Below are 13618 nucleotides of genomic sequence, written 5' to 3' on the forward strand. Positions count from 1 at the left end.
CGATCAGTCCTTCGGTGTCGGTGCGGAGCTGGCAGGTCCGGTGCCTACAGGTGGATCGCCGGGTACGAAGTCGAGCAGGATCGGCGGGATCTCGGCGCTGGGGAGGGCAGGGAGGGGTTGGTGGCCGTCGGTTGGTGAGCAGTCGCGGAAGGTGCCTTCGGGGGAGAACAAGTACGCCATGTGGTGGTCGGCGTGGTCTTTCCACCACACGCTCAAGCCTGTGGTGGGGTCCAGGCGTAGGTATTCCCATGTTCGCCACAGTGCTTCTATGCGGTTGCGGGCTTCGGGATGTTTGGTCCATTCCGGGCACCACCTGTTGGTTTGGCTGTCGATCACCCGGCGGCGGTAGGTGGGGGCGAGGAACTCGCTGAAGAATCGGTAGCAGTTGCGGTAGTACGGGCCCTGGGCGGCGCGTTCGGCCTGTTCGGCTTCGGCGACTTCTCTGGCTATCGCGGTGGCGATTTTCTTCTCGGCGGCCTCTGCGAGGGCGGTGTGCAGCTCGGGGGTCAGTACTTCCTCGAATTTCGCTGCGGCGATGGTGTCGGCTTCTGCGGACAGGCGTTTGCGGACGGCCTTGTCGACCAAGTCGTCCAGCGCCGCACCGATCGGATACGGCGACGCCGTGTCCGACGCCATATAGACGGGTTTGTCTGCTGCGCTGCCGTTTTGGGCAACGTCGTAGTCGTCGGTGACGTCGAAGTCTACTGGCTCGAACTCGGGGTGTGTCTCTGCGGCGAAGGGGTGCTCGGGCGGTGGGACGTCGTCGTAGTGGTCTGCGCTCACGTGGTCTTGTCCAGACTGATTTCTCGGGCTGCGGCACGAGGCAGTCTCGTGTGTGGAGCCGGGAGCAACGACGTCGGATCGTCGGGGTCCGGGTCGTCGTCGAGTGCGGTGACGGTGGGGTCCTGTCCCGCACGGATTTTTGCGGCGGCGACCTCTTCGGCGATGGAGTCGGCGTACCAGGGGAGGGTCGCGATCAAGGCTGCGACATTCTTGCTCGACCGCAGGATCGCCCGGCCGGCGGGTAGTGCTTCGAGAGCGGATGGGGTGAGGGTGCGAATCTGTTGGCGCTGCTGCGATGTCGAGCGTCCACTCGGTCCTGAGGAAACGGTGCCCGACATTTCCCAGTGATCCCCGAGAGCGAGGGACGTCTTGTCCAGGAATTGACCGTCTTCGACTGCGACACCGCCGCCGTAGAGGCGGATCGTCGATGCCGACCACAGCTTCTTCATGCCCTTCTCGCCCCAGCATTCCTCGCCCTGCGACCAGGACTGCAAGATGGTCGTCACCCGTAGCCCGCGTGATCCGAAGTGGCTGTAGAGACTGGGGAGGTCTTTCCATCGCACGACGTTGGCGGCCTCGTCGAGAGCGATGGTCGCCGGGATCCGCAGGCGCCCACCGGGTAGCTGCTCGGTTTTCGGGGTCGCGGTGGCAAGGTCGACCAGTGCATCGCTGACGGCGATCGTCAGAGCGGTGACCAGTGCGCCGCATTCCCCGTCGCCTTCCATCGACAGGCTGTAGAGGGTCGGACTGCCGGCGGCAGCGAACTCGGCGGGGTCGAACTCCGGTCGGGTGTCGTGGCTGCTGACGCGGCTGATCCACGGGTGGACCTCGGCGTAGGCGAGGCAGCCGAGCATGTTCGCGGCGGTGGCGAACACACCGCCCTTCTGCTTGTCCGGTGCGGTGTACTGGGCAAGTACGGCGTCAGCCCACCGGTCGAAACCGTGCTTGCGCAACAACGACACCGGTGTTTCGTCCCGTGGTTTGCTCGCCCAGGTGTAGACGATAGGTAGTGGTAAACGCTCGGCGGCGGCCGCCAGAATGAACCCGGTGACCAGGCGCTCACCGGTGGGGTCGAAGAACGGGTCACGGCGGGCGTTTTCACCGGCGATCGAGTTCGCGAACACCGACGCCAACTGTGCGGCCTTGCTTTCCTGCGCGGACTGAGCCATACGGCTGACGAACTCCGCGCCCAGCAGTGCTGTCAGCTCGGCAACGCGGGCGGTGCGCGCATCTCGGTCGGCGTCGGCGAGAGCGCGCGTGACCGACGGCTCGGCAGAACGGACCCAGGACAGCGGGTCGAAGTACCAGCGGGGCAGTTCTTGAGCTACCCCTTGCGGGTCGAACACCCAGACTGTGCCTTTCTCGGCTCGGTAGGCGCGGGTTTCGTCGACGACGTCACGTTTGTTCGAGGTCGTCAGGACCACACCACGGGCGGCGAGGATCTCGGGAATGATCCGGCAGGTCGTCTTCCCCATGCGCGGTCCCCAGATGTCGACGGCGATGTCCTCGGGGCCTGCATACAGGCGGATACCGCGTCGATTCGGACCAAGCACGAGATCTCCGAGAGCCGCACCCGCCAGCTCACCCTCGGCCAACGCGGTGCCCAGACGAGCGGTATCGGCGGCGACGGCTTTGCCGGACAGACGTTGCACTTCTCGGGGACGAGCGAGGTACAGCCCGGCGTCGTCGACCCGCGAGATGCGTCGCCGCCGACGGATCAGCCACGCTGTGCCCACTATGACCGCGACGAGGGCGAGGATGCCGAAGAACACCATGATCATGCTCGCGCCGGGCGACCACACCACCGAACCTTCGGCGAGACCTTTCACCAGCTCGATCGGGCTCCCGGGAATCGGCTGGTCGATCCCGGACAGGGGGCTGCCCAGGTGCAGGGCGGCTTCGATCCCGCCGTACGCGCCGATCGCCAGGACAGCGGCCGCCCCGCACATCGCCAATGTCGGGTCGAGGCCGGATTGAGGGTTGCGGGCTCCGCGGCCGGTGCTCACAGGGCAGTCCTTTCGTTCCATGCGGTGTTGCGGTGGTAGTCGTCGACCAGCTCGGCATTGAGTTGTTGCGCACGTGCGAGTTCGGCGCGCAGACGGGCAATTTCGTCGGCTTGCTCAGAGGGGAGCAGGGGCCGCTCGTCGGCGGTTCCCTGCGCTCTCCGGTACCAGAACCGGACGGTGTTCGGATGCAAGCCCATGTGCGCGGCTGCGGTTTCGATCGCCGCCCACGTCGAGCGGGACGTGGGAATGTTCTCGGTGACGAGTTCGACGGCGCGGTTACGGATCTCGGCAGGGAAGGTGCGGCCCCTCATGCGTGACCTCCAGCAGCGGGGTCGGCGGTGCGGTACCCGAACGGACCCGGACCGTCCTGTTCGGGGGTAATCAGTCCCAGGGCAGCGGCTTTGGCGATCAAAACCGTCCACGCTGCCAACGGCAGCGGATCGGCGGCGGGTTCACTCATAGCGGGCCTCTCGGTCGAAGTGACGGCATCAGGGCAGGTGGTAGGGGCGATGTCGAATACGCTCGATGAGCGGGGGTGGTCACAAGCCCGGACCTGCCATCCAGTCCAGGAAGGTGACGGCCGCGGCGGCGACGATGAGGATGGCTATCGAGCCGATCAGCGCTTTCGCCGGGCCCCGATCCAGGTTCTGCTTCCAGGTCCCGCGGAAGGTGACTGTGCGGACCGCGGAGACCAGCAGCACCACGGCGGCCACGACCGCGATCGCGATGAACACCACCCGAAATACGGGCAGATAGGGGAAACCAACTGGCGGCGGCTTCACCTCAGCCTGCGCGGTCAGCGCAGCCACTGCGTGCATTCCGGCCGGCAGGGCCGCTGCGGTGCTCATGCCGCGGCCTTCTGTGCGGCGACACCGGCGAAGCGGGTGTTGGTGTCGTGGTAGCCCAGTGCGGCTTCGGTTTCGGTGATGATGGTGTTGAACGGCACCCCTGGCCTGCGGGCGGTACCGATGCGCAGCAGGAACTTTCCGCGCCCGGGTGGGGCTTGCTCGATACCGTTGTCGTCGAACCCGGCCGGGGTGGACCAGGACGAGACCAGTTCTCGGTCCTGGCGGGTGAAAGGAACGATGGAGTCGAGCTTGTCCATCTCCGCATCCGGTAGCCCGCCGACGATCACCGCCCCGGCGCGTTCGATGAACCCTTTCGCCCGGGAAATATCGACGTCGGAATCGAGCGCCTCGAGGTCCTTGACGGTGTGGGTGATCATCAGCAGAGCGGTACCCATGGTGCGGGTCAGGCGGGTGAGCTGATCGACGCGCAGCACCATCCGCGACCCACCGGCGAGCACTCGCCACAGTTCGTCGAGGACGACGAGGAAATTGCGTTGCGGGCGCAACCCGACGTCGGCGAGCACGTGCGCGGCCTCGATGGCCCCGAACGCATCGGACCAGCAGGCCAGCATGATCGCTGCTTCCAGTTTCGGGTCGTCGACACCGATCCCGGAAATATCGACACACACCGCGACCGGTGGCCGGTCTCCGGAGACATCGATGGGAGAGGTGGTCTGCCGGGAGAACACCTCTCCCAGCTCTCCGTCGAAGAGCGCCATGAGCGTTTCCAGGAGCGGTTCGACCTTTTGCCGGTACCGCTCGGGGTTGCCGGTGGTGAGGGTTTTGCGGTGCAGCTCGCTCGATCCGTGTTCGATCAGTGCGTACAGGTCCCCCAGCAGCGGGGGCTGGTCGGCGGTGAATCGGGGGTCGGCGTCGAGCTCGCGGAGGGCTGCGGAGATGACGTTGGTTTCGCTCTGGTTGAGCTCACCGCCGCGTTCGAGCTCGCACAGTCCGAGTACGAGACGACGGCGGCGCTGGAAGACCTGCGCGCGGACCTTGCGTTGGACGTCGGGGAAGTCGTCGAGCAGGGAGATGATCGAACCGAGCGCCCCGACAGCGAGGGGGTTGAGGTAGCCCTCGCCGTGACCGAGGCGGGTGACGTCGACACCGAAAGATTCGACGAGCTTGGCTTCGTCGGGTTTGAGGTCGGCGGGGATGATCGGGATCTGGCCTTGTGCGATCGCTCCGGCGACCATGATGCGGGCGACGGTGGATTTGCCGAGTGAGGGCAGACCCAGCAGAAACACGCTCGGGGTGTTCTGCAGGTGTGCCCGGTAGACCGCGGAAATCGGGTCGTAGCAGACGGTTTGCCCGCTGTCGGGATCCACACCGAGGGGTGTGCCGATTTGCGGGTGCCCGGTCCCGACGTAGTGCGGCCACATCCCGCACGCTTGATCGGTGGTGGCACGGAAGGTCGGTGGGTGTTCCACGACACCCATCCGTCCGCCGCCCCGGCCGGCGAAGCCGCGAGCTTTGAGGCGGTACGCGCTGCGCCAGGGTGTTTCGACACGGTCGGTCCGGGATGGGTCGCGGGCCAGGCGCGCTGCGATCGCGTCGGCGCGTTCTTGCTTCTTGCGTGCTTTCGCTTCGGCGACGCGGCGCTCGCGGGCGCGTCTCATCGGATCGGTGACCTGACGGTGGGAGCGGACCTGGCGGGGTTCGCTCGCCCCGGTCAGATCCGCGATCCGGCGGCGCACCAGCAGTTTTCCCGATAGCGCGGCCATCAGAGCGTCCGGTCGTCGAGGTGCCGGAAGGCGCGGCCGAGGAAACCGGGATCGGCGGCGGTGTCGGGACGTCCGATGTCCCAGTGGTGCGTGCGTCCGCCGGTGTGCAGCGCGGCGTGGACAGCGAGGGGATCGAGCGGGCGCGCCGTGTCTGTCCTCACTGGTCCGAGAACGAGGGGCATACCGCCTGTCGCGGCCTGGTCGTCTCCGGACGTCGAACGGCGGTGCGATGAGGCGGAGTTCATGGGTAGCTCCTTCATGGAGGTGGAGGGATCGGGTTGGGTTATGCGTGTAGCGATTTGGGGATGGTGGCGTGGTCGGGCAGCAGCACACCGGGCATACCGAGGCCGGAGAGGAACGCTGCGGCTTGGTGCCGGTACGCCGGGCGGAGGTTCAGCCGTGCTCCGGAGGCGAGGGCTTTCATTTCCGGTTCCAGGGCGTCGAGGTCGTTCTCGTCGAGGCAGGTGGCGGTGACGATCATCGACATCCGCACCAGCCCGTGTCCGCGGGCTTCGGCCACACGCGCTGCGGAGCTGGCTTCGAGTTCGAGACCGGCTTGTGCGGAGGCGATTCCGCGGGCGGTGTTGACCTTGCCGACCGCGGACTTGAAGTCGCCTTCGACGGTTTTCGCGGCATCGCCCGGGCTGTAGGGGCGAAAGATCTGGGTGATGCGCTTACGCGGCACCGACGAGTTCGGCGCCAACAGTCCGAGAAGGACTCGTTCGGTCGGGAAACCCGAGGGGGGAGTGCGCATCACCCACACCCGCGAGCATCCCGAGTCGTGGAGGTAGGTGTCTTTGGTTTCTTCGGCGGTGATCGGACCGGCGTCGGCCCAGTCGCTGACATAGCCGCCGCGCGCGAGTGCGGCTTCGATGTCTGCTTCGGCGGCCGGGTCGTAGGCGCGGCGCACCGTCGCGGAGATCTCGGTATCGCTCATCGGCAGGGCGGTGACGTTGCAGTGCGCGAGCTGGCCGTAGAAGACGGGAAGCTGGTTGCCGATCGTGGCGGCGGCGAGCATGGGGTCTTTGCGTTGAGCGGGGGTGGTGGCATCGAAGGTGATCGAGATCCGCGAGGTGACGCGGTAGCCGGTGTTGTCGGCCGCGGCGATGCGTTCGGCCATGATCGCCAGAGCTTCGGCGGGTGCGCCGGGGTCGGTGATGGCCGCGAGGTTCGCCTGTGCGCGTTCCCCGGTCTCGGGCAGAGTTTCGACCGTCACGGCCATGGCGGCGATGTTGCCGACCTGGCCGAGGCCGGCGAGGAAGTTCGCCCACGACCCGACGAACGAATCGATCAACTCCTGATCGTTGCCGGCGGCGCCGCCGACCCGGCAGCGCAAGGTCACGGTGTACTGGTGCGTGGAGGGCATGCGTACGAACCCGAAGCGGTTCCCGAACTTGTCGAGTGCCCACCACAATTCGGTGTCTGCGCCGATACCGGGCAGCCGGGAACGCCCGCCTGCCTGATTGGACAGCGGACCGGCCCGGTAGATGTGCTGGCCGGTGCGGCGCTGACGGCGCCACTGGCGTCCGAGCAGCAGAGCTTCGTAGGCGGATTTGTCGCCCATGCTGATGATGAGCGGTAGCCACAACACCAGCAACGGGACACCGATCATGAGAGCGGCAGGCACACCGGCGGTGAACATGATGCCCAAGGTGACGACCACGATCGCCGCCAACGACACGAACGCCACCGGTGTGAGATTGAAGGCGAACACGCGGCGTTCGTTGAACCATCCCGCGTAGGTGCGGACCACCCGTTCTTCGGTCTGCGGACTCATCTGGTGTGCTCCTGTTCGGTGACGGTCGAGGTGCTGTCATGTGTGCGGGCGGTCGGGGTGCTCACGCCGATCGGCCTCCGGTTCCCTGTCCGTCGCGGTGTCCGTCTCCTGCCGCGGCGCCGGTGGCGCGTTCGACCGATTGGACTGCGGAGCCGACTGCGGCGGTGGCCTGTTTGGCACCGGCTGCAGCCGCTCCGACCGGCCCGGCGGCTGCAGCGGCACCCGAGCTCGCCCCCGCTGCACCGGCTCCCGCTGCCCCGGAACCGGCGGCTCCGGGCGCTCCTGCGGCACCAGCTGATCCAGCGGCGCCACCGCCGCCACCCGACGGCGGGGTGGGTGCTGCGCCGGTCGGGGAATCGGGGCTGCGGCCCCCGGACTGCGCGGCGGTCGTGGTCGAAGAGTGTCCGCCACCTTGGGAGGACGTCATCTGCATCACCGCGCCCGTCGCGGCCCCGGTGCCGACGCCGATCCCGGCGAGGGCGGCTGCACCGGACCCGCCCCCGGAGGCGGCGACGGCGGGCATGATCAGCCGCAGCAGTACCGGCAGGCACAAGCACGACAGCGCCAGCAGCGCCATTCCGCACAGCCTCGACATCGCGTCGTCGCCGCCTGCGGTCCACAGTGCGAGGGCGTAGACGCCGCCGGAGAGCAGCGGAAACAGCACCGTCGCCAGGGCGAAGCCGAGCATCTTCTTGTAGGCCTGCTCACCAGCAGTGGTGCCCGATCCGGCGGCCGCGAACGGCAGGAACCCGGCGACGGCGATGATCAGTGCGTACTGGATGACCACGAACACTGCTTGCACCAGTGCGCCGACGATGCCGAGGATCCCGAAGATGAACATCAGTCCGGCCGAGAGCTGCCCGGAGATCTGGGAGACATCAAGCAGGTTTTTCAGGACGTCGCCGATGTTGCCGCGGGCGGCGTCGTCGACGAGCCAGCGTCCCATCGCCACCGACCCTGCGTGCGCGGCGACCAGGACCGGGGCGAACGTCGACGCGGCGAACACCGTGCGCACCAGCAGCCGGGCGGATTCGTAGGCGCGTTCGTTGCGGGCAGCGGCGTGCGCGAACGCCAGGCGCACCATCGAGGTCGCGATCGAAACCGCCAACACCGACGCGGTGATCCAGTACAGGTACCCGTGGAACGCACCCACCGAGGCCGGGTCGGCCAGATCCGGCAGAGGAATGTTCAGCCACCAGGTGAACATCAGATTGATCGCTTCACCGAAACCCTCGAGGAACGCCTGAGCGGCTTCCCCGACCGCCCCGGAGGCCGCCCACTCGGTCACCTTGCCGACCGCGGCGCCCGGATCAGCAACCGCGGCCACACCGTTGCAGACCGTGCCCACACCGATGTTGATCATCGGAATCTGAACGCTCGCCACCGCATCCGGGAGTGAGTCGCACGCATCGAACAGACCGCCGTCGTCGGATTCGTCGGAGGCGGGTGCCTGTTCTTCGGTCCCCGGCTCGGTCGGTTGTGCGGAGGCAACCGGCGCGATCAGCAGCGTGGACAGGCCGATGAGCAGCGCGATCAGCACGGCCCGAACGGTGTTGGTGCTGGTGGTCACCATTTCGTCCACCCGTTGAGCGTCGAGATCTGCGGCTGCGGGGTCGGTACATCGCTGAGCCGGATCTTCCATCCGTCGTCGGTCCACACCAGCGAGGTCTGACCGATGTTCCACCGTCCACCTCCGCTGATGGGAAAGGCGTACTGCACGACCGCGAAATCGCCGCTGTAGGAGGTGATCTTGAATGCTTCGGGAAAGATCAGCGCCCGGCCTGTTTCGAAATCGCCCTCCCCGCTGGCATCCAAGCGCGCCAACTGTGATTCCGCGAAACCAGGATCGGCTATCACCTGCTTGGCGTACGCCTCGCGCACGTCGTCGCCGCTGCGCAGTGTGCGGGCATTGATCTGCCATCCCGCCAGCGCTGCGCCCTGCGGAGTGCGGGAGAAGCCATAGGCCAGGCGTCCTTCGATGCGGGTGGGACCGTCGGAGGTCGAGAACGGGGCGACCGTCGCGCCGATACGTTCCCATTTGATGCCCTCCGGCGCCGGGACCGGTGTTCCGGCAGTGAACGCGGGACGCTCACCGGGATCGGACTGCGGCAGTACTTGTCCTTGTTCGTTGAGCGGTACGGAGATCTCACGCCCGAACGGGTCCGCGATCGACGGCCCGAATCCACCCGTACCGCTCGGATTCGGCGGCGCAGCAGTCGTTGTCGCCGCAATCGGCGGCGGGGTCGCGGTGGGGGTGTTCTCGCTGCGGCCGCGGACCAGGACGATGATCACCAGCAGCACCACCAACGCCACCACCGCAGCGGAGAAGTAGCCGGTGGTACGAGAGGTGGCGAGCCACTTGGCTTTCGGGTGCGTGTCGAGCCACCCGGAGTTCTCGGTATCGGGTGGGGCGGGGGATTCCTTCATCGCGGGTCGGTGACCTTTCGAAGAGTGCGAGAACCTGTGGAGGACCGTCTGTGCGGGGTGGTCAGTCGGTGTCGGCAGAGAACGTGGTGAACCCGTCGAGGGAGGTCAACGCCACCGGATCGGAGGCCGCGGGGGCATCCCACCCGGAATCGGCCGCCGTGTCGCCGCTGGAGCCGTCGTCGGGTGCGGGCAGGGCGATCTTCCAGTCCTCGCCGCGCCAGAGCACGGTCACCGGTACCGCGGTGAGCTGCCCGCCGGGCATCGTCGTCGCCAGATCGATCGCGGCGGCCTCGTCGCGGTAGTCGGTGACCCGGAACCCGCTGAACGCCGCCGTCGACGCGGGATCGGCCGGTGCGGTGATCGACGCAGCGGCGCGGGCGACCGCGTAGCTGTCACGCCCCGCACCGGCCGCAACGAGTGCCCCGGTGGTCTGCGCCCACGTCGAGTCCGGGGCCAAAGCCAACCTGGTCTGCCCTTGAATCGCGGCGAGGACCGCGCCTTGCGGGGTGTGGGAGTAGCCGGTGGGGGCGGCCGAGGCGATGTTGTCGCTGGGCCCGTCGACGCCCGAGTAGGGCACCTGCACGCCCTGATACGGCCGCCAGGTCACCTGTGCCGGTGCCGCGGCCGTGTCGAGCGGCCGGGTGTAGTCCGTACCGGTGCCCTTGTCGTTGTCGGCACTGCCGCATCCGGCAATCGCGGCGATGGCCGCGACAGCTGTGACAGCGACGACGGCGCGCTGCCTGTGTGAGTGCAATCTGTTGCGCTGCTGCATCATCTGTGTGCTCCAGTGAAAGAGGGGGCGTGGTTGTTGCGTCGGTCGGCGGCGTGCACGCACGAGCGTCAGAGGAGGATCGGGGCCCAGCCGCCGCTGGTCCCGACGATGACGGCGCAGACGGCGACGAGTGCGGCTCGTTTCTCGCCCTCGCCGAGCTGGCCGTGCCGGTGGTAGGCGACGGCGAGGTAGATCCCGGCGAGCACTCCGGCCATAGCGAGGGCACCGGTGACGCCCCAGTAGAACCAGCGGCCGAGCTGCTCGAACTGTGCAGTCACTTCTGCAGGTGGGTCTCTGCGGTCGTCACCGGTGGGGATCTGCGCAAGCAGCACGGCCTGGGCGGCGGCGGGGAGGGTGAGCATCGTGGTCTCTCAGGTGGTCGACGAAAAGCAGGGGCGAGGGTCGCGGGCCGGTCAGAACATCAGCTGGTTGACCAGTCCCGTTGCGGTACCGGCAAATACCGCGCCCACTGCGATAGCAGCGAGACCGAACTGCTGGCCGCGGGTGTTGGTGCCGTCCTGGTGAGCGATCGCGAATTTCACTCCGGCGAAGACGCCGACGACGGACAGGATGGCAGTTCCGACCCACAGTCCGATATTCATCAGTGACTGGTACTTCTCCTGTCCGGGCGGGGCTTCGACACCGGACGGGCCGACCTGCGCGAGGACATCAGGGGCGGCGGCGGTGTGCGCGGCGAATGCGGTGTCGGTCAAGGTGGTGAGAGTGTGGATCATCATGAGGGACATAGCCTTTCGTTGGGGAGTGGATCGAACGTGTGGATCAGGAGAGTGAGGCCGGGCGGGTGCTGGTCGGTTCACGGCGGTTCGAGGGCTTCAGCGGCGGCGGCAAGCAATCCGGGGTGCAGGTGGTCGCGGACCGGGGCGACCGGCACGACGCGGAGATCGCCTCGGGTGCGCTTGTCGGTCGGCATGACCGACTGCGGCCCCCACGACGGCAGGGCGGTGGGCAATAGATGCCGCCAGGGTTCTATCCAGCCCAGACGCCACGAACGCGGGGCGAGGGATTCGACGCGGTCGAGCTCGCGGGTGATGTCGCGGCTGCGGGGCCTGTCGGTGTAGGGGACGGTGATCAGACCCAGTAGCCGAATCTGTTCGGGGACCTGCTCGGTGTGGTGCTGCATCAACACTCGGTGGGCGGCCGCCAGACCTGCGGTGTCGGCGCGGGCGACGATCGCCACCAGCGGGGAATCTCCGTGACCACCGGACGGCCACCGGCGCTGGGAATCCCCGGCCCAGTCCAGCGAGGCGGTCAGGGTGGAAACGGCGGAGCCGCCGTGGGCCCCGAGCAACCACACCAGCGGATGCTGAGCGCACTGAGCTGTGCGCGGGATCGGGCCAGGCCATACTTGGGCGCCGCCCGCCGGGGTTTCGGCCGGCGAGTGCACCGGGTCCGGTTCATCACCGCGTGAGCGCAGGTGGGGGATGCTCATCGCACGTTCACCCCGCTCACAGCCCAACCACCCGAGGCGGTACGGGTGACGGTGGTGTAAATCGCGAGCGGGGGCAATTGTTCGGTGTCGTCGCCGTCGGCGTCGGTGACACTCTGGTGCACCGCGACCACCCGGGCGACCGTGGCAAAAGTGTCGGCGGGATGATCATCGCTCGCGACGACTGCGGTCGCAGTGACGGCGGCGTTCTCGCTCTTCCAGCGCTCCCAGGTGTTGCCGGTGACGGGGGCGAGAGCGGAGTACGAGACACCGAGCCGGTCCAGGTAACCGGGATCGAGCAACGTTGCGGCGGAGTCGATGTCGACGCCCTTCTGGGTTTGTGTAGCCGGGTGGTAGGAGTACATGGCCGACAGCGCGGCAGTCATCACCGCTTCCGGATCGCACAGGTCCGCCCGGCTGAACTGGTCGATCCCGGCGCTGCACACCGGCGGCGGGGCCTCGGTGGTGGTGGACGGCGCGGGGTCGGTGGATGTTCCACAACCGGTAAAAACAGCGAGCGCGGCAAGGGCGGTTGCCGGCAGAGCCGCTCGGCGCAGCGATCGGTGGGTTCTGGTGTTCATCCGAATCTCCTGACGTACATGGTTTCTCCTGAAAAGTCGGACAGTGGTTGGACTTTCACGACGTCCCCGGACTGCGGGGCGTTGAGCAACATTTCGGTTCCGCCATCGAGGCCGTAGTAGATGCCGACGTGGTGGGTGTCGCCGCCGGATCCGAAATAGATCAGATCCCCGGGCTGCTTCTGATCGAGCGGAGTGTCCTGCCCGCGTGGGTCGTAGAGCTGGCCGGGAGTGGAGGTGTCGCCGGTGTAGTGATCGAGACTGATCGCCCCACCGGAAGCTTGGAAGACCGCGTACAGGGTCAGCCCGGAGCAGTCGAAGCCGACTTTGCCGGTATCTCCGTTCGCGTCCGCTGCGCCGCCGCCGTCACTGATTCCATTGGTGGGACCGTCGGTGTTCCCGCCGCCCCAGGCGTAGGGGGTGCCGAGCCAGCGCATCGCGGCCGCGATGACGTTCGCCCCGAACGGGCCACCGGGGGTGAACGTCGGGCCGTTCGGGTTCGACACACCCTCGGCGCACCCGGTCCCGGACCCGCCAAGGGCAACCGCGGTGGCGTCGGCGGTCGCCGCGGTGCCGGCGTCGGCCAATATCTGCTTGTCTGCGGCCGATAGTTCCGCGCCTGCACCTTGGAACTGCTCGTAGAGGGTGCGGGCGAGGGTTTCGTCGTCGGCGTAGGCATCGGGGGTGGCCGAGCCTTGGACGGTTTGGGCTGCGACGGTGACCGGCATCGTCTCCCAGCCCGGAACCGCAAGGAGGTGCTCGAAGAACAGGCGGTTCGCGGTGGTCTGATTCATCAGCGTTGCGGTGTCGCCCCAGATCGTGACCTGTTGCTGAAAGCTGTTGACCGACAGATGATCCGAACCGACGCCGTCGTGCGGGTAGTTCAGCGAATCGGGGACGTTGGAGTTCGCGAGCAGCCGGAACGTCGATTCCTGCGACTGCGTGGCCAGGGCGACGACGATGCCCTGTTCCGGAACACCCATCGCTTCACCGATCGCCACTGTCTGCTTTGCGATCGCGAGCTGGCGTTCGTTGAGGCCCGCCGTCCCGCCGCCCGCGCCCCCGATCTCCCCGGAGGCCTCCGCGGTGCCCGGCACGGTGCAGTCGGGGCCGGAGGAGACGAACAGCACCACCACCGAGACCACCAACCCGATGAGCAGCGCAGCGACGACGGCGACGATCTTCGTCGCCGCGCCGGTCGTGGTGCCGCTGCTGCCGGACATCTACGGTCCTCCTCTCGGTGTGGTGGTCGCTGC

General features: G+C 67.5%; 16 protein-coding genes. All 16 read right to left on the reverse strand.

Annotated features, from left to right (window positions below; all coding sequences use genetic code 11):
• Nucleotides 1-3 precede the first annotated feature (3 nt).
• Nucleotides 4-783 (reverse strand): DUF4913 domain-containing protein, encoded by a 780-nt coding sequence (locus tag ACODSO_RS06150; RefSeq protein ID WP_489035808.1) that lies wholly within the window; start codon nt 781-783, stop codon nt 4-6.
• Entirely contained in the window at nt 780-2789 is a 2010-nt protein-coding gene (locus ACODSO_RS06155; RefSeq protein ID WP_489035809.1) for a type IV secretory system conjugative DNA transfer family protein, read from the reverse strand. The genes ACODSO_RS06150 and ACODSO_RS06155 overlap by 4 nt, the downstream gene beginning before the upstream one ends.
• Complete coding sequence (locus ACODSO_RS06160) at nt 2786-3100, reverse strand: transposase (protein WP_489035811.1); 315 nt, start codon at nt 3098-3100, stop codon at nt 2786-2788. Before ACODSO_RS06160 ends, ACODSO_RS06155 begins: the two co-directional genes overlap by 4 nt.
• Nucleotides 3097-3249 carry a hypothetical protein gene (locus tag ACODSO_RS06165; RefSeq protein WP_489035813.1) on the reverse strand — a complete coding sequence of 51 codons (153 nt, stop codon included), beginning with the start codon at nt 3247-3249 and terminating at the stop codon, nt 3097-3099. The genes ACODSO_RS06160 and ACODSO_RS06165 overlap by 4 nt, the downstream gene beginning before the upstream one ends.
• Nucleotides 3250-3328: 79 nt before the next feature.
• Nucleotides 3329-3637, reverse strand: coding sequence for a hypothetical protein (locus ACODSO_RS06170; protein WP_489035815.1), 309 nt, complete (start codon nt 3635-3637; stop codon nt 3329-3331).
• Nucleotides 3634-5361 carry a hypothetical protein gene (locus tag ACODSO_RS06175; protein WP_489035816.1) on the reverse strand — a complete coding sequence of 576 codons (1728 nt, stop codon included), beginning with the start codon at nt 5359-5361 and terminating at the stop codon, nt 3634-3636. The genes ACODSO_RS06170 and ACODSO_RS06175 overlap by 4 nt, the downstream gene beginning before the upstream one ends.
• Nucleotides 5361-5606 carry a hypothetical protein gene (locus ACODSO_RS06180; protein ID WP_489035818.1) on the reverse strand — a complete coding sequence of 82 codons (246 nt, stop codon included), beginning with the start codon at nt 5604-5606 and terminating at the stop codon, nt 5361-5363. Before ACODSO_RS06180 ends, ACODSO_RS06175 begins: the two co-directional genes overlap by 1 nt.
• Before the next feature lie 38 nt (nt 5607-5644).
• Nucleotides 5645-7138, reverse strand: coding sequence for an SCO6880 family protein (locus ACODSO_RS06185; protein ID WP_489035820.1), 1494 nt, complete (start codon nt 7136-7138; stop codon nt 5645-5647).
• 61 nt (nt 7139-7199) lie between these two features.
• Entirely contained in the window at nt 7200-8780 is a 1581-nt protein-coding gene (locus ACODSO_RS06190; protein ID WP_489035822.1) for a hypothetical protein, read from the reverse strand.
• Entirely contained in the window at nt 8705-9565 is an 861-nt protein-coding gene (locus ACODSO_RS06195) for a DUF8175 domain-containg protein (protein ID WP_489035824.1), read from the reverse strand. The genes ACODSO_RS06190 and ACODSO_RS06195 overlap by 76 nt, the downstream gene beginning before the upstream one ends.
• 61 nt (nt 9566-9626) lie before the next feature.
• Nucleotides 9627-10340 carry a DUF8175 domain-containg protein gene (locus ACODSO_RS06200; protein WP_489035825.1) on the reverse strand — a complete coding sequence of 238 codons (714 nt, stop codon included), beginning with the start codon at nt 10338-10340 and terminating at the stop codon, nt 9627-9629.
• Nucleotides 10341-10405: 65 nt separating this feature from the next.
• Nucleotides 10406-10699, reverse strand: coding sequence for a hypothetical protein (locus ACODSO_RS06205; protein WP_489035827.1), 294 nt, complete (start codon nt 10697-10699; stop codon nt 10406-10408).
• Nucleotides 10700-10750: 51 nt separating this feature from the next.
• Nucleotides 10751-11074 carry a hypothetical protein gene (locus tag ACODSO_RS06210; RefSeq protein ID WP_489035829.1) on the reverse strand — a complete coding sequence of 108 codons (324 nt, stop codon included), beginning with the start codon at nt 11072-11074 and terminating at the stop codon, nt 10751-10753.
• A gap of 77 nt (nt 11075-11151) precedes the next feature.
• Nucleotides 11152-11787 (reverse strand): hypothetical protein, encoded by a 636-nt coding sequence (locus ACODSO_RS06215; RefSeq protein ID WP_489035830.1) that lies wholly within the window; start codon nt 11785-11787, stop codon nt 11152-11154.
• A complete protein-coding gene (locus ACODSO_RS06220) occupies nt 11784-12365 on the reverse strand; it encodes a hypothetical protein (RefSeq protein ID WP_489035832.1) in 582 nt (193 codons plus the stop codon). The genes ACODSO_RS06215 and ACODSO_RS06220 overlap by 4 nt, the downstream gene beginning before the upstream one ends.
• On the reverse strand, nt 12362-13585 hold the full coding sequence (locus ACODSO_RS06225; RefSeq protein WP_489035834.1) for a C40 family peptidase: 1224 nt from the start codon (nt 13583-13585) through the stop codon (nt 12362-12364). The genes ACODSO_RS06220 and ACODSO_RS06225 overlap by 4 nt, the downstream gene beginning before the upstream one ends.
• Between the last annotated feature and the right edge of the window lie 33 nt (nt 13586-13618).

This window comes from Rhodococcus sp. FG69 (assembly GCF_057808915.1).

What these genes read in the sequence shown, in the direction of transcription:
- ACODSO_RS06160 (WP_489035811.1), bottom strand. Translation starts at nt 3,100, where the DNA reads ATGAGGGGCCGCACCTTCCCTGCCGAGATCCGTAACCGCGCCGTCGAA.
- ACODSO_RS06165 (WP_489035813.1), bottom strand. Translation starts at nt 3,249, where the DNA reads ATGAGTGAACCCGCCGCCGATCCGCTGCCGTTGGCAGCGTGGACGGTT.
- ACODSO_RS06170 (WP_489035815.1), bottom strand. Translation starts at nt 3,637, where the DNA reads ATGAGCACCGCAGCGGCCCTGCCGGCCGGAATGCACGCAGTGGCTGCG.
- ACODSO_RS06175 (WP_489035816.1), bottom strand. Translation starts at nt 5,361, where the DNA reads ATGGCCGCGCTATCGGGAAAACTGCTGGTGCGCCGCCGGATCGCGGAT.
- ACODSO_RS06180 (WP_489035818.1), bottom strand. Translation starts at nt 5,606, where the DNA reads ATGAACTCCGCCTCATCGCACCGCCGTTCGACGTCCGGAGACGACCAG.
- ACODSO_RS06185 (WP_489035820.1), bottom strand. Translation starts at nt 7,138, where the DNA reads ATGAGTCCGCAGACCGAAGAACGGGTGGTCCGCACCTACGCGGGATGG.
- ACODSO_RS06190 (WP_489035822.1), bottom strand. Translation starts at nt 8,780, where the DNA reads ATGGAAGATCCGGCTCAGCGATGTACCGACCCCGCAGCCGCAGATCTC.
- ACODSO_RS06195 (WP_489035824.1), bottom strand. Translation starts at nt 9,565, where the DNA reads ATGAAGGAATCCCCCGCCCCACCCGATACCGAGAACTCCGGGTGGCTC.
- ACODSO_RS06200 (WP_489035825.1), bottom strand. Translation starts at nt 10,340, where the DNA reads ATGATGCAGCAGCGCAACAGATTGCACTCACACAGGCAGCGCGCCGTC.
- ACODSO_RS06205 (WP_489035827.1), bottom strand. Translation starts at nt 10,699, where the DNA reads ATGCTCACCCTCCCCGCCGCCGCCCAGGCCGTGCTGCTTGCGCAGATC.
- ACODSO_RS06210 (WP_489035829.1), bottom strand. Translation starts at nt 11,074, where the DNA reads ATGATGATCCACACTCTCACCACCTTGACCGACACCGCATTCGCCGCG.
- ACODSO_RS06215 (WP_489035830.1), bottom strand. Translation starts at nt 11,787, where the DNA reads ATGAGCATCCCCCACCTGCGCTCACGCGGTGATGAACCGGACCCGGTG.
- ACODSO_RS06220 (WP_489035832.1), bottom strand. Translation starts at nt 12,365, where the DNA reads ATGAACACCAGAACCCACCGATCGCTGCGCCGAGCGGCTCTGCCGGCA.
- ACODSO_RS06225 (WP_489035834.1), bottom strand. Translation starts at nt 13,585, where the DNA reads ATGTCCGGCAGCAGCGGCACCACGACCGGCGCGGCGACGAAGATCGTC.